At 64.1% G+C, this 20900-nt stretch carries 14 protein-coding genes and 1 tRNA gene; 13 read left to right on the top strand and 2 right to left on the bottom strand.

What is annotated here, in order from left to right; all coding sequences use genetic code 11:
- Positions 1 to 111: 111 nt before the first annotated feature.
- Entirely contained in the window at positions 112 to 2541 is a 2430-nt protein-coding gene (locus tag B5G20_RS05585) for a YfhO family protein (RefSeq protein ID WP_087355796.1), read from the bottom strand.
- Positions 2525 to 3505 (bottom strand): glycosyltransferase family 2 protein, encoded by a 981-nt coding sequence (locus tag B5G20_RS05580; protein ID WP_087355795.1) that lies wholly within the window; start codon positions 3503 to 3505, stop codon positions 2525 to 2527. The genes B5G20_RS05585 and B5G20_RS05580 overlap by 17 nt, the downstream gene beginning before the upstream one ends.
- Before the next feature lie 107 nt (positions 3506 to 3612).
- On the opposite strand from B5G20_RS05580, the gene B5G20_RS05575 reads away from it, so the two are divergent.
- From B5G20_RS05575 to B5G20_RS05510, 13 genes are all read left to right on the top strand, one after another.
- Positions 3613 to 3686: transfer RNA gene (locus B5G20_RS05575), tRNA-Arg, on the top strand.
- Positions 3687 to 3925: 239 nt separating this feature from the next.
- Entirely contained in the window at positions 3926 to 4189 is a 264-nt protein-coding gene (locus tag B5G20_RS05570; protein ID WP_087205351.1) for an HPr family phosphocarrier protein, read from the top strand.
- A 116-nt stretch (positions 4190 to 4305) separates the two neighbouring features.
- Positions 4306 to 6009 carry a phosphoenolpyruvate--protein phosphotransferase gene (gene ptsP, locus B5G20_RS05565; protein ID WP_087355794.1) on the top strand — a complete coding sequence of 568 codons (1704 nt, stop codon included), beginning with the start codon at positions 4306 to 4308 and terminating at the stop codon, positions 6007 to 6009.
- Positions 6010 to 6146: 137 nt separating this feature from the next.
- Positions 6147 to 7070 carry a hexose kinase gene (locus B5G20_RS05560; RefSeq protein WP_087355793.1) on the top strand — a complete coding sequence of 308 codons (924 nt, stop codon included), beginning with the start codon at positions 6147 to 6149 and terminating at the stop codon, positions 7068 to 7070.
- A 184-nt stretch (positions 7071 to 7254) separates the two neighbouring features.
- Entirely contained in the window at positions 7255 to 8655 is a 1401-nt protein-coding gene (locus B5G20_RS05555) for a CCA tRNA nucleotidyltransferase (protein WP_087355792.1), read from the top strand.
- 137 nt (positions 8656 to 8792) lie between these two features.
- Complete coding sequence (locus tag B5G20_RS05550; protein WP_087355791.1) at positions 8793 to 11501, top strand: valine--tRNA ligase; 2709 nt, start codon at positions 8793 to 8795, stop codon at positions 11499 to 11501.
- 189 nt (positions 11502 to 11690) lie between these two features.
- Entirely contained in the window at positions 11691 to 13118 is a 1428-nt protein-coding gene (locus tag B5G20_RS05545; protein WP_087355790.1) for a 6-phospho-beta-glucosidase, read from the top strand.
- A 173-nt stretch (positions 13119 to 13291) separates the two neighbouring features.
- Complete coding sequence (locus B5G20_RS05540; protein WP_087355789.1) at positions 13292 to 14965, top strand: formate--tetrahydrofolate ligase; 1674 nt, start codon at positions 13292 to 13294, stop codon at positions 14963 to 14965.
- A 234-nt stretch (positions 14966 to 15199) separates the two neighbouring features.
- Positions 15200 to 15841: a cyclodeaminase/cyclohydrolase family protein gene (locus B5G20_RS05535; protein ID WP_087355822.1), complete on the top strand. Its 642-nt coding sequence runs from the start codon at positions 15200 to 15202 to the stop codon at positions 15839 to 15841.
- Positions 15834 to 16703 (top strand): bifunctional 5,10-methylenetetrahydrofolate dehydrogenase/5,10-methenyltetrahydrofolate cyclohydrolase, encoded by an 870-nt coding sequence (locus tag B5G20_RS05530; RefSeq protein WP_087355788.1) that lies wholly within the window; start codon positions 15834 to 15836, stop codon positions 16701 to 16703. The genes B5G20_RS05535 and B5G20_RS05530 overlap by 8 nt, the downstream gene beginning before the upstream one ends.
- A 70-nt stretch (positions 16704 to 16773) precedes the next feature.
- Entirely contained in the window at positions 16774 to 17346 is a 573-nt protein-coding gene (gene folE / locus B5G20_RS05525) for a GTP cyclohydrolase I FolE (RefSeq protein WP_087355787.1), read from the top strand.
- Between the two features lie 1144 nt (positions 17347 to 18490).
- Positions 18491 to 19837 carry a Mur ligase family protein gene (locus B5G20_RS05515; RefSeq protein ID WP_087355821.1) on the top strand — a complete coding sequence of 449 codons (1347 nt, stop codon included), beginning with the start codon at positions 18491 to 18493 and terminating at the stop codon, positions 19835 to 19837.
- A 50-nt stretch (positions 19838 to 19887) separates the two neighbouring features.
- Complete coding sequence (locus B5G20_RS05510) at positions 19888 to 20766, top strand: MurR/RpiR family transcriptional regulator (RefSeq protein WP_143750230.1); 879 nt, start codon at positions 19888 to 19890, stop codon at positions 20764 to 20766.
- Positions 20767 to 20900 lie beyond the last annotated feature (134 nt).

Raw genomic sequence — 20900 nt, 5'->3', positions numbered from 1 at the left:
GGGCACCCGGGCGGCGCCCCCTCCTGAGGAAAGGCTATTCGGTTGGGGCCGGTACCGCGTGCGCGGAACGCCGGTACTCGGTAGGCGGAACAGCGGTACTATTTACGCGTGCTAGACAGCGGAGCCAAGACGAAGTCCAGGGGACCGGAATGAGAGCCGGATATCATTCTCGCCTGCCTTTAGGTGGAAGGACATCATGCCGCCATCGAGGACGGGCTCGGTTTCGCAGATCTCTCCGTTGACCGTAGCGGTCCATCCGCGGTCATAGGGAATGGAGAGAACAAGGTCTCCCGCTTCGGCTGTCATAACGGTGCCGGAAACCACGCTGTCGCCCATCTGGGTGACGTTCATCTGGGATGTTCCCAGCACCTCGCAGCACCGGGCGAGCGCATCGAGGTTCAGCCCATAGAAAAGGCAGGTGGGAGTCGGGCTTGAAGGTTCGGCGGTTGCATCTTTTGCGAGCGTTACGGTTGCGACCGATGCTGTGTCCGTTGTGGTGTTGAGCGGGCGCAGTGAATGCTCAAAGCGCATGTTTTCTTGATATGGGGTCATCCCAATGGTGAGGACGACCGGTGTCCGTACACCATCCTCCGGGGATTCTTGAACATAGGCGTACCCTATGGCGCCCTCGGGAATCGCGACGTTCCAACTCGGCGTGCCATCGGTGGACGTAACCTGCTCAACCGCAAGCGGTGTATAGAGGTCTTCTTCTACGCCGGAGAACGCACGAAAGATGGCGTTTTGCGCCGCAAAGGGGTCCATGTCTTTATAGTAAGCGACGTTTGCGGCCTGGGCGTTTGCCACAAAGCCGAGGGAGAGTGCATACGGGTTTTCGTACAGCATGGCGCCGTTGGAGGTAGCCGGCAGGCCGGTTGCGAGGTAGCCGGCGGGCTTTTCAAAAGTCGCTGCATAACGGACGCCCAAAAGCGCATCGCTCGCAAGAATGGGGGCGGAATAGCGCGTGGAGAACTCGCCCTTGCTGCTGTATCCCAGCGTGTTAAGCAGGTCGATCGCGTGGGGATTATTGGCTGACGAGTAGGACGAGAGCTGCATGAAGTTGCGGGCGATGCCCTCGTTGAGGGCGGCTCCGTTGCGTGTATAGGTCTTATCCATGCGATAGAATGCGCTGTCGTCAAAAGCGCGCAGCGCTTCAAGCTGCGCATCAGCCTCGTTTACGTAGGCCTCGTGCTCCTCTTGGGGATACCCCACATAGAGCTGGTTCCACGAGAGGTGGGCGTTGATGGCAAGCTCTACGACGGTCAGGGCGAGGAGCGCGAGCACTGCTGGGCGGCATCGGGTGAGACGGAAGCCCCTCGCGTCGCATGCATGGGGGAGAGCATTGGCTGTGTGTTCGGGCTCAACAGCCGCGTGCTGCCATGGTGCTTGCCAGCCGCGACGTACGCAGTAGGCAGCCATCCATACCATGGTGAACGAGGCGAGGATCGCCGTACGAGAGTAGAACCCGTTGGGCGCACGAAAACCGCACCAAACGTACTGCAGGGGTTTAAGTACGGCGCTGGCAACCATGAAGCCCGCGATAATAAAGACGATAACTCTGAGTCGCAGGGGGATGCGCGCATTCAGTAAGAAGAGCACGGCTGCGATGAGCGCGACGAGCCCCGTATAGAACTGGGGCGTGCCATAGGCCCACAGTCCCGGAAAAAGGCTTTTTGCGAGTTCGGTGGGCGTGCAGGCAAAAATGCCCGTCATGTTGGCGCCACCCGACCCGCCCAGCATGGCGAGCACCGTGGGCACAAAGGTCCAGGCGCTGAGCGCGAGTCCTAAAATGAGAGCCGCGGTAAAACGAACCGCGCGACCGAGCACAAACCGCGCGCCCGCCCGATTGCCGATGGAGATATGCACCGCAAGCTCTAACAGCACATAGAGGCAGAAGAAGAGCACGCTCATATAGGCCATGTACCAGCAGCAGATGATGTCCGCCGCCACCACGAGCGAGAGTGCCAGAAAGCGCCCCGTGCGGATGAGCCGCCAGCAGGCCAGCGCGCCGAGCGGCAGCAAGATGAGCGCGTCGAGCCACATGGGGTTCCTGAGCTGCGTGACCACCCAGCCCGAGAACGCAAACGACACGGCAAAGAGCAGGCTCCACGCATAGGGGAGCTCAAAGCGTCTTCTTAGGAAAAAGCCCATGGCAAGCCCGATGCAACCGAGCTTGAGCCCCGTGATGATAAAGATGGCAAGGGTGAGATGCTCCTCGCTAAAGAGCCTAATCAGCAGGTTGAAGGGGCTAGCAAGGTAGTAGCTGTAAAGTCCCCAGGCGTTGGAGCCCAGGCCTTGGGCAAACGAGTAGAAGATCGAGTGCTCGCCCGTAAGCACTCCGCGGTACCACGTAAAGAAGTCGATGTACTGGTACTTGAGGTCCTCGGTAAGAAACGACTCGCCGCCAAAGGGGTAGACGCCTCCCCAGGCAGCGGTGACGCAGAAGAGCGCAACCGGCAGCACAAAGCACCCGATCCAAAAGAGCGCCGCGATACCTCGCTGCGGACGGCGCCCGGCGTAGGCGTACTTAACGGTCTCGGTCATCGCTCGACTCCTTCACGATATAGAGTGGACGGTGCTTAGTCTCCAGATAGGTCTTAGCCAGGTACTGTCCCATGATGCCGAGGCAGAGCAGCTGAATGCCGCCGAGGAGCGTGATGAGGCAAGCAAGCGAGGGCCAACCCTCAACCGGGTCGCCAAAGGCGATCGTCTTGGCCACGATAAAGATCACGCCCGCAAGCGCCACGAGGCACAGCAGGAGTCCCGCCACCGATGCTATGGAGAGCGGCACGGTCGAGAACGCCACGATGCCGTCGATCGAGTAGAGCAGAAGCGAGAAGAAGCTCCATTTGGTCTCGCCTGCCACGCGCTCAACGTTAACGAAGGGCAGCCACTTGGTTTTAAAGCCGACCCATCCAAAGATTCCCTTAGAGAAGCGGTTGTACTCAGGAAGCGACAGGATGGCGTCGACCATGGGGCGTTTCATCAGGCGGAAGTCGCGCGCTCCGTCCACAATGTCCGCCTTGGAGATGCGGTTGATGAGCTTGTAGAAGAGACGGGCAAAGAACGAGCGGATCGGAGGCTCGCCCTCGCGGTTTACCCGGCGCGTGGCCACGTTGTCGTAGTGCTCGGTGAGGAGAATCTCGTACATCTCGGGCAAGAGGTTCGGCGGATCTTGCATGTCGGCGTCCATGAGGGCGACGTAGTTGCCCTGGGCATGCTCGAGCCCGGCGGCGAGCCCCGCTTCTTTACCGAAGTTTCGCGAGAACGAAAGCCAGTGGATATCGAGGAGCGGCACGCTGTCCACCGCGTCTACCCGCGCCTGCTCGGAGGCGCGCTTCATGACCTTGAGTGTGTCGTCGGTCGAGCCGTCGTCTACGAGCACGACCTCAAACGAGACCTCGTGACGTTCGCGCATCCCACGCGCCACCCCGGCGAGCGCCTCCAAAAAGATGGGCAGGCTCTCCTCCTCGTTGTAGCACGGCACCACGACCGAGATAAGATCCATGACGGATGTCCTTCCCCGCGTCTATCCCGTATGCGATCAGATTGCTGTAAGTGTAGCGTCTAGGGTTCTTTCGCGCTCAATCCGCTTCTACTATAATCGCTCACGATGCGCCCTTAGCTCAGTTGGATAGAGCAGGAGACTTCTAATCTCAAGGTCGTGGGTTCGAATCCCCCAGGGCGCACCCCGAAACTAAGGCCCGGTTGTCTTTGCGACGCCGGGCTTCTTGCAAACGCGTCCGGCACGCGCGTACTGCCCCGCAACGAGCGCGCGATCGTCCTTGCAACCCGCCGCTCACCGGCAAACGAGTTACGCGGAGCCATTTCTCGCAACAAAAACCTTGCCATGGGGTAAACTAGACCCGTCGTTGTAACGTGTCCCGTCGCGCGGGTGCGCGGCTGGCATGGTCAAAAGGAGTCATTTATGGTTTCTGAGAAGGTCACGCTCGTTAACCCCCAGGGTCTTCACATGCGTCCCGCCGGCCTCTTCGCCTCCACCATGGGCAAGTTCGCCTGCGACGTGACGGTCGTCACCCCCGAGAAGGAGGTCAACGGCAAGTCCCCGATGGCCCTCATGGCTGCCGGCATCCCTTGCGGCACCGAGGTCGAGATCCGTTGCGACGGCGCCGACGAGGCCGATGCCCTCACCGCAGCCGTCGAGCTCATCAAGAGCGGTCTCGGCGAGTAACATCCCCTGCGGGGCTGTTGAGGCACAACTGAGTCCAGCAATTGGTGCGCAGGCGTCTGGTACCCGGACGCCTGCGTTTTTCATCGGCGGCCCGTCCGCCGAGGAAGGAAAGAGGAATGTACGAGGGAGTAAACGCATCCGAGGGCATCGGCATCGGTACCGTGGTTTTGGCGGTCGAGCCGGATCTCTCCTTTGAGCCCACCAAGGTCGAGGACACTCAGGCCGAGCGCGACCGCTACCAGGCGGCGCTCGATGTCTTCTGCCAGAAGACGCAGGCCCAGGCCGACCGCATGAAGGTCACCGTGGGCGAGAACGAGGCCGAGATCATGAGCGGTCACATTATGCTCGCCCAGGATCCCGGCATGACCGACGCCATCAACGCCTCCATTGACGGCGGCACCTGCGCTGAGCAGGCGCTCGTGGAGACCTCGACCATGTTCGAGAACATGTTCCTCTCCATGGACGACGAGATGTTCCGCCTCCGCGCTGCCGATATCGCCGACATCCGCACCGGCATCTTGGCCGAGCTCCTCGGACGCGAGGTTGTTGACCTCTCCGTGCTCCCTGCCGGCAGCATCATCGTCGTGCACGATCTCACCCCGTCCATGACGGCAACCATCGACAAGGAGAACGTCGCCGGCATCGTCACTGAGGTCGGCGGCCGCACCTCGCACTCCGCCATCATCGCCCGCGCGCTCGAGATTCCTGCGGTCCTCTCGGTGCCCAACGCCTGCGGCGCCTTGCACAACGGCATGACGGTCATCGTCGACGGCATCAACGGCCACGTCATCAACGATCCGACCGACGAGCAGCTCGCCGACTACCGTGAGCGCGCCGAGTCCTTTGCCGCCGAGAAGCGCGCCCTCGAGGCCTTCCGCGGCAAGCCGACGGTCACCGCCGATGGCGACAAGAAGGTCCTCGCCTGCAACATCGGCAATCCTGAGGACGCCAAGGGCGCCGTCGACCACGACGCCGAGGCGATCGGCCTCTTCCGCTCCGAGTTCCTCTTCATGGACGCCAAGGAGCTCCCCTCTGAGGACGAGCAGTTTGAGGCGTACCGCAAGGTGGCCGTCACCCTCAAGGGCGCGCCGGTGATCATCCGTACGCTCGACGTGGGCGGCGACAAGGAGATCCCCTACATGAACCTCCAGAAGGAGGACAACCCCTTCATGGGTTATCGCGCGGTGCGCTACTGCCTCGATAACCCCGAGGAGTACAAGGTCCAGCTCCGCGCCCTCCTGCGTGCGAGCGCCTTTGGCGACATCAAGATCATGGTGCCGCTCGTTACCTGCGTTGAGGAGCTCCGCCATGTCAAGGCGCTCGTCGAGGAGTGCAAGGGCGAGCTTGCCACCGAGGGTTACAAGTTCAACGAGAACATCGAGGTCGGCATCATGATGGAGACGGCCGCCGCCGCCAACATCGCTGACATCCTCGCCGAGGAGGCTGCGTTCTTCTCCATCGGCACCAACGACCTCACCGGCTACACCATGGCCTCCGACCGTGGCAACGACCGCGTGGCCTACCTCTACAGCTGGTACTACCCGGCGGTGCTCCGCGCCATCAAGAAGATCATCACCGAGGGCGTCAAGCACGGCATCATGGTGGGCATGTGCGGCGAGGCCGCGGCCGACCCGCTGCTCACGCCGCTGCTGCTCTCGTGGGGCATGGAGGAGTTCTCGGTCTCCGCGCCGAGCGTCCTCAAGACCCGCAAGACCATCTCGCAGTGGTCCAAGGCCGACGCCGACGCGCTCGAGGCGGAGGTCATGCAGCTCAAGACCGCCGATGAGGTCAAGGCTGCCCTCGAGAAGGCCGCCCGATAATTTTAATTCGGTAAACTGCGTGTAAGTCTGTCGCCCATGTGCATGCCACCTGGGCGACAGACGCGTATAATAAGCAGCGGTCGAATGCTGCCCGGCGCGCGAGCGCGGGTGCAGAGCATCTAAGAAAGGAAGGGCTTATGTTCTATACGCTTACCGCGAACCCTGCGGTCGATATGACGGTGTCGAGCCCGTCGCTCGTGGCCAACGAGAACGTCCGCACCTACTCGGCGAGCTACACGCCCAACGGCAAGGGTCTCGACGTGTCGTTCGCGCTCAAGAAGTTTGGCCGCGACTCCGTGGCCCTCGGCTTCTTTGGCGGCTTTACCGGCAAGTTCATCGTCGAGGAGACCATGAACATGGGCTGCTTCTGCCAGCCGGTCTGGATCGACGGCGTGACGCGCATCTGCGCCTATGTCAACGACGGCGAGAGCGAGTACGGCATCCTCAACCCCGGTGCGCCGCTTACCCCGCAGTACGAGCAGGAGCTCTTCAAGATCATCGACGGTGCCTCTGAGATGGAGTGCCTCATCATCTCCGGCTCCGTGCCGCCCAAGGCCTCGCCCGACTTCCTCGATCAGGTCGTCGCGCACGCCAAGGCCAAGGGTGCCGACGTGGTGCTCGACCTTTCGAGTGACAAGCTCAAGACCCTCGCCAAGACCGGCCCGCTGCTCATCAAGCCCAACCATCACGAGATGAAGGCCATCTGGGGTGTCACCATCGATACCGACGACGACGCCAAGCGCGCCCTTGAGCTCGCTCATGCCGACGGTGTCCAGAACGTGCTCCTCACCATGGGCAGCCGCGGCAGCGCCTACTTCTCCAACGGTGAGGACATCTGGTACGCCAAGCGCGACTTTAACATCAAGCTCGTGTCCTCGGTGTGCGCTGGCGACTGCACGCTCGCCGCGTTCCTCAACAAGTGGTACGACGATCGCAGCAACGTTGAGGAGGCGCTCAAGTACGCCATGGCGACGGGTGCCAACGTTGCCGAGAGCGTGGGCCTGGGCGACTTTGGCCATGTGGACGAGTACGCTAAGCATGTGACCGTTCGCAAGCTCTAAGCGCTGCACATACGCTGCATAGTGCGATTTCTGGGGCGTCCCGCGGTTTTTCTGCCGCGGGACGCCCCATTGCGTTGGGGTGGGTGGCGATGGTCTCCGGAGCCACGGGGGCTTTGTGCGGTGGGCGTCGGCTCCACGGGTCTCACGTCTGCCGCTATACTGGACTCCGACCAAGGGAGGCCCGATGGCAGCTACGCTCGACACAACGCTTGCGGGGCACGCGCTCTGCGGTACCGTCCCCAGCGAGGGGGCGATCCGCGTGCTGAGCGCACTCGAGGCCGCCGGGCTCGAGGCGTGGTTTGTGGGCGGCTGGGTGCGCGACGCGCTCCGTGGCGCTCCGAGCCACGATATCGATGTGTGCTGCTCCGGCTCTTGGCAAGAGAGCGCCCAGGCGCTCAGCGCGGCGGGTATCGGCGTGGTGGAGTCGGGCACGCGGTTTGGCGGAATCACCGGCCTTGCCTCGGGCGAGCGCATCGAGGTGACGACCTACCGCGTGGACGGTTTTTATACCGACGGGCGGCATCCGGAATCGATCGTACGCGCCTCAAGCGTTGAGGAGGATCTCGCGCGTCGCGACTTTACCGTCAACGCCATGGCCTGGCACCCCGAGCGCGGGCTTCTTGACCTCTACGACGGCCGAGGCGACCTGCGGCGCGGGCTCATCCGGGCGGTGGGGGAGCCGTGGCGGCGTTTTGAGGAGGATGCTCTGCGCATGCTCCGGGCGGTGCGCTTTGCCTGCCGATTGGGCTTTGCGATGGACCCAGCTACGGCGGAGGCGCTTGCCGCCTGCGCGCCGCTGCTCGACGCCGTGGCGCGCGAGCGTGTGGGGGTCGAGCTCTCGGGCATCCTCGCCACGGGGCGCGGGGGAGAGGCCCTTGAGCGCTACCCCGAGCTCATGTGCGCCGCTATCCCCGAGCTTGCGGCCTGCCGCGGGTTTGCGCAGCAGAGCCCCTACCATATCTATGATGTCTACGATCATACGGCGCGCGTGCTCGCTGCGGCAGGGGAGGAGAACACCGCGCCCTCGCTCATGTGGGCCGCCCTTCTCCACGATATCGGCAAGCCTGATTGCTTTACCCTCGACGAGCACGGGCGGGGGCACTTTTATGGTCACCCTGAGCGTGGGGCAGAGCTCGCGGAGGGAATCATGCACCGTCTTGCGCAACCTGCGCCGCTCATCCGCGAGGCGAGCCTGCTCATTCGCTACCACGACCGTCCGATGCGGGCCGAGCGCACCAACCTGCTCGGGGTCATGCGCCTCTTTGCGGGAACCGCTCTGGATACCCCGCGCCTCATGAACGAGCTTTTTGACCTTAAGCGCGCCGATGCACTTGGCAAGGCACCGAGCTGCCATGGCTACATCGACGACATTGAGCGGATGCGCGAGATGGTGCGCGAGCTAGTGGCCAACGGTGAAGCGTATAGCATCGCGACCCTTGCCCTCAAGGGGCGCGACCTCATTGCTGCGGGCGTGGCCCCGGGCCCGGGCATCGGGCGTATGCTCGACCGCGCGCTCGAGGCCACCATGGCGGGCGAGGTCCCCAATCGCACGGAAGATCTCCTGGCCTATCTTCTTTCCGAGTGAGAATAGGGGGACGGGTGCGTTTTTCTCAAAATTGAGAAAAACGCACCCGTCCCCCTATTCTCACTCAGGGTAACACGGCAGAAACCTGCTCAGGTGCTGTGCTATCCTTCTGCCTACCGTTTGCAGAAAGGACCATCATGGCAGAAGAGATGTCCAAGACCTACGATCCGGCCGAGACGGAGCCCAAGATCCTCGAGAAGTGGCTCGCCGGCGGGTACTACCAGCGCCGCCCCGGTGTGGGCGATTGCACCGTCACCATCCCGCCCCCCAACGTCACCGGCAAGCTCCACATGGGCCACGCGCTCGACGACTCCATCCAAGACGCCATCGTGCGCGAGGCGCGTATGCGCGGCCGCTCCACGCAGTGGATCCTGGGCACCGACCACGCGGGCATCGCCACGCAGACCAAGGTCGACAAGAAGCTCAAAGCCGAGGGCAAGAACCGCCTCGAGATGGGCCGCGAGGCCTTTATCGAGGCCTGCTGGGACTGGACGCGCGAGTACGGCGGCACCATCAAGGAGCAGATCAAGCGCATGGGCTGCTCGGTGGACTTTGAGAACGAGCGCTTTACCATGGACGCCGACTACGCCGAGGCCGTGCGCCGCGTCTTCTGCGACTGGTACCACGCCGGGCTCATCTACCGCGGCAAGCGCATCGTCAACTGGTGCCCCTCCTGCACCACCGCCATCTCGGACGACGAGGCGGAGTACCAGGAGGAGTCGGGCCACCTGTGGCACCTGCGCTACCCGCTCACCGAGCCGGTGAACGGTCAGGACTACATCGTGGTGGCAACCACGCGCCCCGAGACCATGCTCGGCGACACGGGCTTGGCCGTCTCTCCCAAGGACCCCGAGAAGGCGGCCTTTGTGGGCAAGACGGTGATGCTGCCCATCGTCGACCGCGAGATCCCCATCTTCGAGGATTGGCACGTGGACGCGGGCTTCGGCTCGGGCTTTGTCAAGGTCACCCCGGCGCACGACCCCAACGACTACGCCATGGGCCAGGCGCACAATCTGCCGCAGATCAACATCTTCGACGAGCACGCCGTCGTGGTCGATGGCTACGGTGAATTCTCTGGCATGACGCGCGACGAGTGCCGCGAGGCCGTGGTGGCGTGGTTTGAGGAGCACGGGCTTCTCGACCACATCGAGGAGCACGACCACTCCGTCATGCACTGCTACCGCTGCGATACCACGCTCGAGCCGTGGCTCTCGGAGCAGTGGTTCGTGGCGGTCGACCAGCTTAAGGGCCCGGCGATCGATGCCGTGACCTCGGGCCGCGTGCGCTTTAACGCCGAGCGCTGGAAGCAGTCCTACCTCACCTGGATGAAGAACCTCAAAGACTGGTGCATCTCGCGCCAGCTGTGGTGGGGCCACCGCATCCCCGTATTCTACTGCGAGGACTGTGGGTGGGAGGACGCCCTCATGGAGGACGCTGACGTGTGCCCCAAGTGCGGCGGCCACCACGTCCATCAGGACGATAATGTGCTTGACACCTGGTTCTCGTCGCAGCTGTGGACCTTCGCCACGCAGGGCTGGCCGCAGCGCCCCGAGGAACTTGAGGGGCATCACCCCACCACCGCGCTCGTTACCGCGCGCGACATCATCGCGCTCTGGGTTGCCCGCATGGTCATGAGCTCCGAGTACTTCCTTAACGAGGAGCCGTTCCGCGACGTGGTCATCTACCCGACGATCCTCGCCAAGGACGGCAGCCGCATGTCCAAGTCCAAGGGCAACGGCGTGGACCCCATGGACCTCATGGACAAGTACGGTGCCGACGCGATGCGCTTCAACCTGCTGTCGCTCTTCACCAACAACCAGGACGTCAAGTTCGACGCCGACATCGACAAGAAGACCCACGAGTTCCTGGGCAGCCCCCGCACCGAGCAGGCGCGGGCCTTCGTGACCAAGATCTGGAACGCGAGCCGCTTCCTGCTCATGAATATGGAGGGCTACACCCCTGGCGAGCCCGTGGCCGAGACCGAGGCGGATGCCTGGATGATGAGCCGCCTGGCCAAGCAGGTGCGCGCCGTGACCGAGGGTATCGAGACCTACGCCTTTGGCGATACGGTCCGCGGAGTGCAGGCGTTCTTCTGGAACGAGGTGTGCGACTGGTACGTCGAGGTCACCAAGGCGCGCCTCAAGGACGACGCTGCCCGCTTGCAGGCGCAGCGGAACCTCATCTTTGTGCTCGACACGTCGCTTCGTCTCATGCACCCCTTCATGCCCTTCGTGACCGAGGCGATCTGGGACACCATGCCTGTAAGCTGGCTCGACGTTGACCCGGCAACCGGCGAGACCGATCGCGCCGAGGCGCTCATGATCGCCCGCTGGCCGGAGCCGGAGGAGTTTGACCGCTGGGTCAACGAGCCGGCCGAGCGCGCCTTTGAGCTCACGCGCGCCGTGGTGACCGACGTGCGCTCCACGCGCGCCCGTTACCGCATCAGCCCCAAGGAGCAGCTGCCTGTGGTGGTGCTCGCCCATGCGCCTGAGGTCAATGAGGCGATCGGCAACATGGCGAGCTTTATTGCGAGCCTTGCCAACGCCGAGGCGGTGACGGTTGGTCTCGACGTCGAGAAGCCTGAGGGTTCCATCGCGCTCGCCGGCCCGGACTTTGACGCCTACGTGGTGGTGGGCGACCTCGTGGACTTTGCGGCCGAGCGCGCGCGCATCGAGAAGGCCGTCGTCAAGGCCGAGAAGGAGCTCACCGGCGCCGAGCGGACGCTTGCCAACGAGGGTTTTATCGCCAAGGCGGCGCCCGAAGTCGTGGCCAAGAAGCGCGAGCGCGCCGAGGAGCTCACGGCCGAGATCGCGGCGCTCAAGGCGCAGCTCGCCGACCTTTCGTAGCACCTATGTGACAATGGGGCGGGTTATGTTGTCGCGTGACAACTTAACCTGTCCCCATTGTTACGCTGCGACTCTCCGTCGACCGATTGGGGCGTGTCGTCGGCCCCGAAGCACCCCACCTCATGAGACAATATGACTGTTTGCAGGCGCGTCCGCCGGGTGTGGGCGCTCGATGTCAAGGAGGCCGATATGGCATTTCCCGAGGGATTTCTGTGGGGCGGCGCGACCGCTGCCAACCAGTGCGAGGGCGGCTACAACGAGGGTGGGCGCGGCCTTGCCAACGTTGACGTGATCCCGCACGGCGCAGACCGCGGTCCCGTGATGGCGGGCCTGCGCAAGATGCTCGACTTCGAGGACGGTTACTACTATCCCGCTCAGGTCGGTATCGACATGTACCACCACTACAAGGAGGACATCGCGCTCTTCGCCGAGATGGGCTTTAAGACCTATCGCCTCTCCATCGGCTGGACGCGCATCTTCCCCAACGGCGACGAGGACGAGCCCAACGAGGAGGGCCTGGCGTTTTACGAGGACCTCTTCCGCGAGTGCAAGAAGTACGGCATCGAGCCGCTCGTCACCATCACGCACTTTGACTGCCCGATCCACCTCATCAAGGAGTACGGTGGCTGGCGCAACCGCAAGCTCATCGATCTCTATAAGAAGCTCGTGACGGTTCTCTTCACGCGCTACAAGGGGCTCGTTAAGTACTGGCTGACCTTCAACGAGATCAACATGATCTTGCACCTGCCGTTCATGGGTGCGGGCCTGGTCTTTGAGGAAGGCGAGGACCGCGAGGCCGTCGAGTACCTCGCCGCACACAACGAGCTTGTGGCGAGCGCCTGGGCGACCAAGATCGCGCACGAGATCGACCCCGAGATGAAGGTCGGTTGCATGCTCGCCGCCGGTACCTACTACCCCTACAGCTGCAACCCCGAAGACGTGCGCGCCGCGCAGCTCGCCAACCAGGAGAACTACTTCTTCGTGGACGTCCAGAGCCGCGGGTACTATCCGGCCTACGCGCTCAAGCAGCTCGAGCGCAAGGGTATCGACATCGGTATGACCGACGAGGACCGTCAGGTGCTTGCCGAGAACACCGTCGACTTCATCTCGTTCTCCTACTACTCCACGCGTTGCGTCGCAGGCGAGGGAAGCGACGCCGAAGAGACCGAGGGCAACGCCTTCAAGGGCGCCAAGAACCCTTACCTCAAGGTGAGCGAGTGGGGCTGGGCGATCGACCCGCTCGGCTTCCGCATCACCATCAACGATCTGTGGGACCGCTACCAGAAGCCGCTCTTTGTGGTGGAGAACGGCCTCGGCGCCCGCGATGAGGTTGAGCCCGACGGCTCCATCAACGACGACTACCGCATCGACTACCTGCGCCAGCACATCGAGGCCATGCGCGACGCCATCACCGAGGACGGCGTGGAGATGCTCGGTTACACCACGTGGGGCCCGATCGACCTCGTCTCGGCCTCGACGGGTGAGATGTCCAAGCGTTACGGCTTTATCTACGTCGACCGCGACGACGCGGGCAACGGCACCCTCGCGCGCTCCAAGAAGAAGAGCTTCGAGTGGTACAAGAAGGTCATCGCCACCAACGGCGAGGACCTCGCCTAGGTATCTGTGACAACGGGGACAGGTTATATGGTCACGTGACAAAGTAACCTGTTCCCAATGTCACATCGTGGGGCGGGTCCGTTTTTCTCGCGTTTGAGAAAACGGACCCGCCCTGTTTTTCTCCATGGGCTATGCTAGTGCATACGTTTCAACCGTAAGAGAGGGGTTGCGGCATGGCAGAGTACAAGTCGGATATCGAGATCGCGCAGGAGGCGGAGATGCTCCCCATCTCGGAGGTCGCCGCCAAGGTGGGCCTCACGGAGGACCAGCTCGACCATTACGGCACGTACAAGGCCAAGGTCGACATCCACGCCCTCAAGGATCTTCCGCGCAAGGCCAAGCTCGTGCTCGTGACGGCCATCAACCCCACGCCGGCGGGCGAGGGCAAGACCACCACCTCGGTCGGCCTTGCCGACGCGCTCAACCGGCTTGGCAAGAAGGCGGTGCTCGCGCTCCGCGAGCCGTCGCTCGGCCCGGTCTTTGGCATCAAGGGCGGTGCGGCCGGCGGCGGCTACGCACAGGTGGTGCCCATGGAGGACATCAACCTTCACTTTACGGGCGACTTCCACGCTATCGGCGCGGCCAACAACCTGCTCGCCGCAATGCTCGACAACCACATCCAGCAGGGCAACGCCCTTGGGATCGACCCCAAGCAGATCGTGTGGAAGCGCGCCGTCGACATGAACGACCGCCAGCTCCGCCACATCGTGGATGGCCTGGGCGGCAAGATGCAGGGCGTCCCGCGCGAGGACGGGTTTGACATCACCGTGGCCTCTGAGGTCATGGCGGCGTTCTGCCTCGCCTCCGACCTCATGGACCTCAAGCGCCGCCTGGGGCGCATGGTCGTGGCCTATACCTATGCCGGCGAGCCCGTGACCGCGAGCGACCTGCATGCCGAGGGTGCCATGGCGGCGCTCCTCAAGGATGCCATCAAGCCTAACCTCGTGCAGACGCTCGAGCACACGCCGGCCTTTGTGCACGGTGGCCCCTTTGCCAACATCGCGCACGGCTGCAACTCCGTACAGGCGACCGACACCGCCCTCAAGCTTGGCGAGTACGTGGTGACCGAGGCGGGCTTTGGCGCGGACCTCGGTGCCGAGAAGTTCCTCGACATCAAGTGCCGTATGGCTGGGCTCGACCCCGACGCCGTGGTAGTGGTTGCCACGGTGCGCGCCCTCAAGTACAACGGCGGCGTGCCCAAGGCGGAGCTCACGACCGAGAACCTCGAGGCGCTCGAGGCGGGCCTGCCCAACCTCCTGCGGCACGTCTCTAACATCCGCAACGTGTACGGGCTCCCCTGCGTGGTCGCCATCAACGCCTTCCCCACGGATACTCCCGCAGAGCTTGCGCTTGTGGAGGAGAAGTGCCGCGAGCTCGGCGTTAACGTGGCGCTCTCTGAGGTGTGGGCAAAGGGCGGCGCTGGCGGCGAGGCACTTGCCGAGGAGGTCATGCGCCTTTGCGAGGAGCCGCACGAGTTCCACTACTCGTACGAGTCCGGCGCCTCGATCGAGGAGGCGCTCGAGGCCATCGCCACCAAGATTTACCATGCCGACGGGGTCGACTACATCCCGGGCGCCAAGAAGCAGCTCAAGCAGCTCGAGGCCAACGGCTTTGGCAACTTGCCCGTGTGCGTGGCAAAGACCCAGTACTCCTTTACCGACGACCAGCATGTGCTCGGCGCGCCAGAGCACTTCCGCATCACGGTTCGGAACCTCAATGTCTCGGCCGGTGCGGGCTTTGTGGTGGCGCTCACGGGCGACATCATGACGATGCCTGGCCTGCCTAAGGTACCCGCTGCTGAGAAGATCGACGTGCTGGAGGACGGCACAATTGTGGGGCTCTTCTAAGGCTTTGGCTCCCTGCGGCCTCGGGGTCCGGCCGTCCGCCTGGGCGTGGTCCTCGGCGGTCGCGCGCTCTGCGCGCGAGCGCCTGCGGGAAACGCCTTAGCGGACGGCCGGGCCCCGAGGCCTGCGCCTTCTGCCTTGATTCGCGGTGGTCTAGATATCGCGTGGGTGACGGGGTTAGTGCGGTGACGGGTTCCCTGGGGCTTGTTGCATGTTTCTACCGAAAGGGTTGGATTGTTGAGGGATAAGCTTACCGATTTGAGTTGCGAGGCGTTTGCTTCGGAGCTTGCTGCTAAGGTGCCTGCGCCGGGTGGTGGCGGAGCTGCGGCGCTTGCCGGGGCGCTTGCTGTGGCGCTTTGCGAGATGGCGGGGAACTTTACCGTGGGTAAGGCCCGCTATGCTGCCGTGGAGCCCGACCTCAGGCGCGTGCTCGCCGAGGCCGAGGGCCTTCGGGCGCGTCTTGTGGCGCTCGTTGAGGCCGATGCGCATGCCTTTGAGCCGCTCGCCCAAGCGTATCGCATTCCCGCCGACGACCCCGACCGGACCCATCGCATCGAGGACGCGCTGCGCGGTGCCTGCTCGGTGCCGATCGAGATCATGCGCGCCTGCGCCCGTTCGCTCGACCTTCTCGACGAGATGGACGCCAAAGGGAGCCGCCTTATGCGCTCCGACGTGGGCTGCGGGGCGGCGCTTGCGGCGGGCGCGCTCCGTGCGGCGCACTTGACGGTGCTCGTCAACACCACGCCCCTTCCCGACGATCCGGTGGCGCGCGACCTCGAGGCTGAGGCTGACGACCTGCTCGCTCGCTATATACCGCATGCCGATGCGCTCGCCACTTCGGTTGCCGAGGCGATCCGCGAGGAGGCCTCCCATGGCTAGGCTGCTGCGCGGCGCGCCGGTGGCTGCCCAGCTTGTAGAGGAGGTCGCCGAGCGCGCTGCCGCGCTTGCCGAACGCGGGACCGTTCCCACGCTCGCTGTGGTGCGTGTGGGGGAGGCCCCTGGCGACCTCGCCTATGAGCGGGGGATTCTCAAGCGGGCTGAGCGCTGCGGTGTTGCGGTGCGGCGCGAGGTCTTTGCCGAGGACGTGACGCAGGCAGAGCTTCTCGCCTGCGTGGAGCGTCTCAATGCAGATGCCGCTGTCCATGGGTGCCTTATCTTTCGTCCTCTGCCTGCGGGTTTGGTTGAGGAGGCTCTCTGCGGTGCCCTCGCACCCGAGAAAGATATGGACGGCATCACCCCCGGTGCCCTCTACGGCGTCTTTGCCGACCGTACGGTAGGTTTTGCCCCCTGCACGGCCGAGGCGGTGGTGGAGCTTCTCGAGCGCTCGGATGTGCCGCTCGAGGGCGCTCGCGTCTGCGTGGTCGGGCGCTCGCTTGTGATCGGCCGGCCGGTCTCGCTCATGCTCCTCTCGCGCAATGCCACCGTCACCATGTGCCACACTCGCACGCGCGATCTCGACGCCGAGTGCGCACGCGCCGACGTGCTCGTGGTTGCCGCGGGGCACGCCGCGACCGTTGGAACTGCCGCCGTGCGTCAGGGCCAGACCGTGGTCGACGTGGGCATCAACGCCGACCCTGTGACAGGCGCCCTTGTGGGCGATGTTGCCTTTGACGAGGTCGAGCCCATCGTGGATGCCATCACGCCCGTTCCCGGGGGCGTGGGGGCGGTGACGACGGCCGTCCTTATGCGGCACGTGGTCGAGGCCGCGGAGCGCGCCCTCACAAAGCGCGTTGACATGTGATCCGGGTCAAAGCAACCTTTCGACGATAACCGCCTTATGCCGCGTCCGCGGCGAACGTAAAGGAGTAGCCATGGCAGTCGACCTTGAGCGCGCCCGCGCCGCGGTCCGTGAGTTTTTGCTTGCGGTGGGGGAGGACCCCGACCGTCCCGGTCTGCTGGAGACGCCCGACCGTGTTGCCCGGGCGGCCGCGGAGCTCTTTAGCGGGTATGACGAGGACCCTGCGGCCCACCTGCGCAAGCAGTTCACCGAGAGCGGCAACGAGGAGATGGTGATCGTTCGCGACATCCCCTTCTCCTCGATGTGCGAGCACCATATCCTGCCGTTTACCGGTAAAGCGCACGTGGTCTACATTCCGCGCGCGGGGCGCATCACCGGGCTCTCCAAGATCGCGCGGACGGTCTCGGGCTACGCGCACCGCATGCAGCTGCAGGAGCGTCTGACGGCTCAGATTGCCGACGGGCTCATGGCCGAGCTCGAGCCGCTCGGCGTACTCGTGGTGCTGGAGGCGGAGCACACCTGCATGACGATGCGCGGCATCCGGGCGGCAGGCGCCCTCACGGTGACCTCTGCCGTCCGCGGCGGGTTCAAAAACGATATCAAGACCCGCGAGGAGGCCCTCCGCCTGCTGGGGCTCAATGGGTAACAGCGTGTCGGAGCATAAGCGTGAGCTGAGGCGCCGCTTTCGGGCGGAACGAGATGGGTTGGTAACGGAGACGCGCGTCTCGGCAGATGCTCGCATTGCGCGGCGCGTTTGCGCGCTTGCCGCGTGGCGGCAGGCGGATGTTGTGCTCGCTTACTACGCTATGGGGAGTGAGGTCTCTACGCGTCCGCTCATTGAGGAGGCGTGGCTCGCTGATAAAACGGTGGCGCTTCCTCGGTGCAACGCGGGCAATACGCTGAGCTGGTATCGAGTCGGGCCAGGTGAGTTGGACGCACTTGCTCCCGGGTCTTGGGGGATTCCCGAGCCCGAGGCATGCAGCAATCGTTTGATTGACCCTGCGGCGCTACGACACGCAGTGGCGCTTGTGCCCGGTCTTGCGTATGACCGGCAGGGATTTCGACTTGGATATGGCGGCGGGTACTACGACCGGTTTCTTGCGGGGTTCTCGGGCGTTGCGCTGGGACTTTGCCGGAGCGCCCAGCTTGTCTGGAGCCTCGGGGAGCTTGGCGCTCTCGATGCGTATGACCGCGCGGTTGCCTGCGTCGTGACGGAAGAGGGTCCGATTTCTTGCGCTGCTGGGCATCAGGCTGGGTCGTCCGCCTCTGCTTGGTCAAAATCCGGAGAAATCAACGATTCCCTGGCCTGGTAAACGGGGAGTGAACGAGCTCACTCCCCGTTTATGCAGGAACCGTTTTGCCACCATGGCGCTGCGGAAACCAGGTGCGTTCTCAAACGTTGATTTCTCCAGATTTTGGCCACGGCAGCGTGTTGCGGGACTCTTGAGGCCTGTCCACGGGTTCTTGAACATTCAAGTAAGCGCCCGCGCCGCCACGTGCGTTTCGCAGTGGAGCGCTTGACGCACCCGAGACGCAGTCCGTGCGTTGCGCTAGGATGGGTTGCTGCATGCCAGAGCTATTGAGGAGGAGCCGTGACCGTTTGCAATCCTGGCGCGTCGAGGGAGACGCTGAATAACGGCAATTGCACCCCGGGTAAACGTGGTGAGGCGGATCGGGGTAAAGCCGAGGAACGCGCAGTGCCGCCGCTGCAACCCAGCCTGAGTCCCGAGAAGCCCGTCACGGCGGGACGTGAGGCGGCATGCCCCAACCAGCGTCTCCCCAGATATCGTGTGCCGTTTGCCGTGGAGGAGCTCCCCTTTGACGAGGCCGTTGCCCTGGCGGCGGATACCGGCACCATCTCGGGCGATGCCGGTCCTCTGCTCGAGACGGTGATCGACATGCTCGACGAGCTCGAACGGCCGGACCGTCACTTCGATTGCATTCAGGTTGCCGGTACCAACGGCAAGACGTCAACGGCGCGCTTTACCGCGGCGATCCTTTTGGGAGAGGGGCTCACCTCGGCACTCTACACCTCGCCCCAGCTCGTGCGTTATCCCGAGCGCATGGAGATCGGCGGGCGTGTTGTGAGCGACGAGGCCTTTGCGCACGGGGTGTCGGCGGCCCGTGCGGCGGGGGAGCGCGTTAATGCCCGCCGCATCGCGGCGGGGGAGCGCGCCTATACCATCACCCCCTTTGACCTGCTCACTGTGGCTGCGCTGGTGATCTTTGCCGAGGCGGCGGTTGATGTGGCGGTGCTCGAGGTCGGACTTGGCGGGCGTTGGGACGCCACGAGCGCGACGGATCCGGTGGCCGTGGCCATCACGGGGATCGGCCTCGACCACATGCGGATCCTGGGCGACACGCTTGCCCAGATCGCCGGCGAGAAGGCCGCCGTCATCAAGCCGGGGCGTGCGGTCGTGCTCGGCGAGGGTACGCATGAGTCGAGCGTGCAGCGCGTGATGGACGAGCGCTGCCGCGCTTGCGGCGTAGTGCCCCTGCTTGCCAACCATGTGGTGCTCGAGCGGCCCAAACGGCTGGGAGACGCGTGCGTGTTCTCTACCACGACGTCGCGCGCCATCTACACGCCGCGTATCGTCAAGCCCGCCTACCAGGCACAAAACGCCGCCTGTGCCATCGCACTTGCCGAGGCGTACCTCGCCCGCGCGCTCGACCCCGTGACGCTCGAGGAGAGTCTGGCGACGTGCCCCACGCCCGGGCGTTTTGACGTGGTGCGCGCCGAGCCGCTGGTGCTCGTGGACGCCTGCCATAACCCTCAGTCGTGCGAGATGTTCGTGAGCTCGCTGGACGAGATCTCGCCCGTCGTGGCAGAGCGCCCGACGCTCCTCATCGCGGCGCTTACCGACAAGGATGTCTCAGGCATCGTGGACGTGCTGGTGCCGGCCTTCCCGCGCGTGGTGGTGACCCAGACCGCCTCGACGCGCGCGATGACCGCCCGCGAGCTCGCCGGCTTGGTGGCCGAGCGGCTTGCGGCGCTCGGGCGCCCCGAGGGCGACCTCGTAGCGGTGTATGGCAGCGTGCCTGAGGCGCTCGATGCTCTGACGGCCGCGGGCGAGCCTGTGGTGGCGGCCGGTACCATCACGCTTGCGGGCGAGGTTGCCGGCTGCCTTGGTCAGTAGCGTTTCGTGTCGGGCGTAGGGGGCGTAGGACCAGAGAGAGGGTGGGTATCGTGCTGCTGCAGGATCTGATGTCCCTGCGCACGACGGGCTCGGCGGTGGAGCAGGAGCTCGTGCGCTACCTCCTCGAGGCCGGGGAGGGAATCGGTCAGGTGAGCGCCCGCGCCATCGCGCGCGAGCTCCACATCGCCCCGTCGAGCGTGGTGCGGTTCTGCAAGCGCCTCGGCTTTGCGGGGTATTACGACTTCCGCGATGCCTTCCGCTTGGAGCTGAGGCATGCGGCCGAGCATTACGAGGGCGTTGACCCCAATTACCCCTTTGAGCTTGGAGAGCCTCCCATCGTTATCTCGCGCAAGATTGGTGCGCTTTATCGCGAGATTGTCGACGAGACGCTCGAGCACATCGACGACCGCGCGCTCGGAAGGGCGACCCGCCTTCTCGCCTCGGCGCTCGAGATCGTAGTTACCGCATCGGGTGTTCAGCTCGCATTTGCCGAGGGCTTTAAGAACAAGATGCTTAAGATTGGGCACTCGGTTGTGGTGGAGTCTCGCGTGGAGGCGGCGCTCTACCGGGCTGCCCATGCGCGTCGCGGCGAGACCGCGCTCATCCTGCTTTCGTATTCGGGGGAATCTGGGCGCATCCTCCGCGTTGCCCGGCTTGCTCGCGAGCGCAGTGCTCCGGTCATCGCCCTCACCTCGAGCGGCGGGAACACCCTCTCACGCATTGCGGACGTTGCCCTTGTCGTGCCTTCACGCGAGGAGGTCGAGCGCAACCTCGGGCACTTTGCGATGAATATCGCCACGGCGCTTCTGCTCGACATCCTCTATGCCTCCATCTTTAACGGTGACTACGCCGAGCACTATGCCGCGCGCATGGAGATGAACCGCCTGGGGTCCCGCTCGGGTTCGCTTCGCAGCGGGCGCGACGCCTAGGCGCGGCAACATTGTTGCGGAACGGCACGGGTATCGTACTAAAGTTGCGCAACGTTGTTCAGAAATGCGCAACGCCGTCCACATCATGGTAATGCTTTTCCTATGATAGGCATGATCCATGGCAACGATGCTCC

The sequence above is a fragment of the Collinsella sp. An7 genome, from assembly GCF_002159335.1.
Taxonomy (GTDB): Bacteria; Actinomycetota; Coriobacteriia; order Coriobacteriales; family Coriobacteriaceae; genus Coprousia.
The sequence above is the reverse complement of the archived record's forward strand: the minus strand, read 5'-3'. Positions and strand labels throughout refer to the sequence as shown.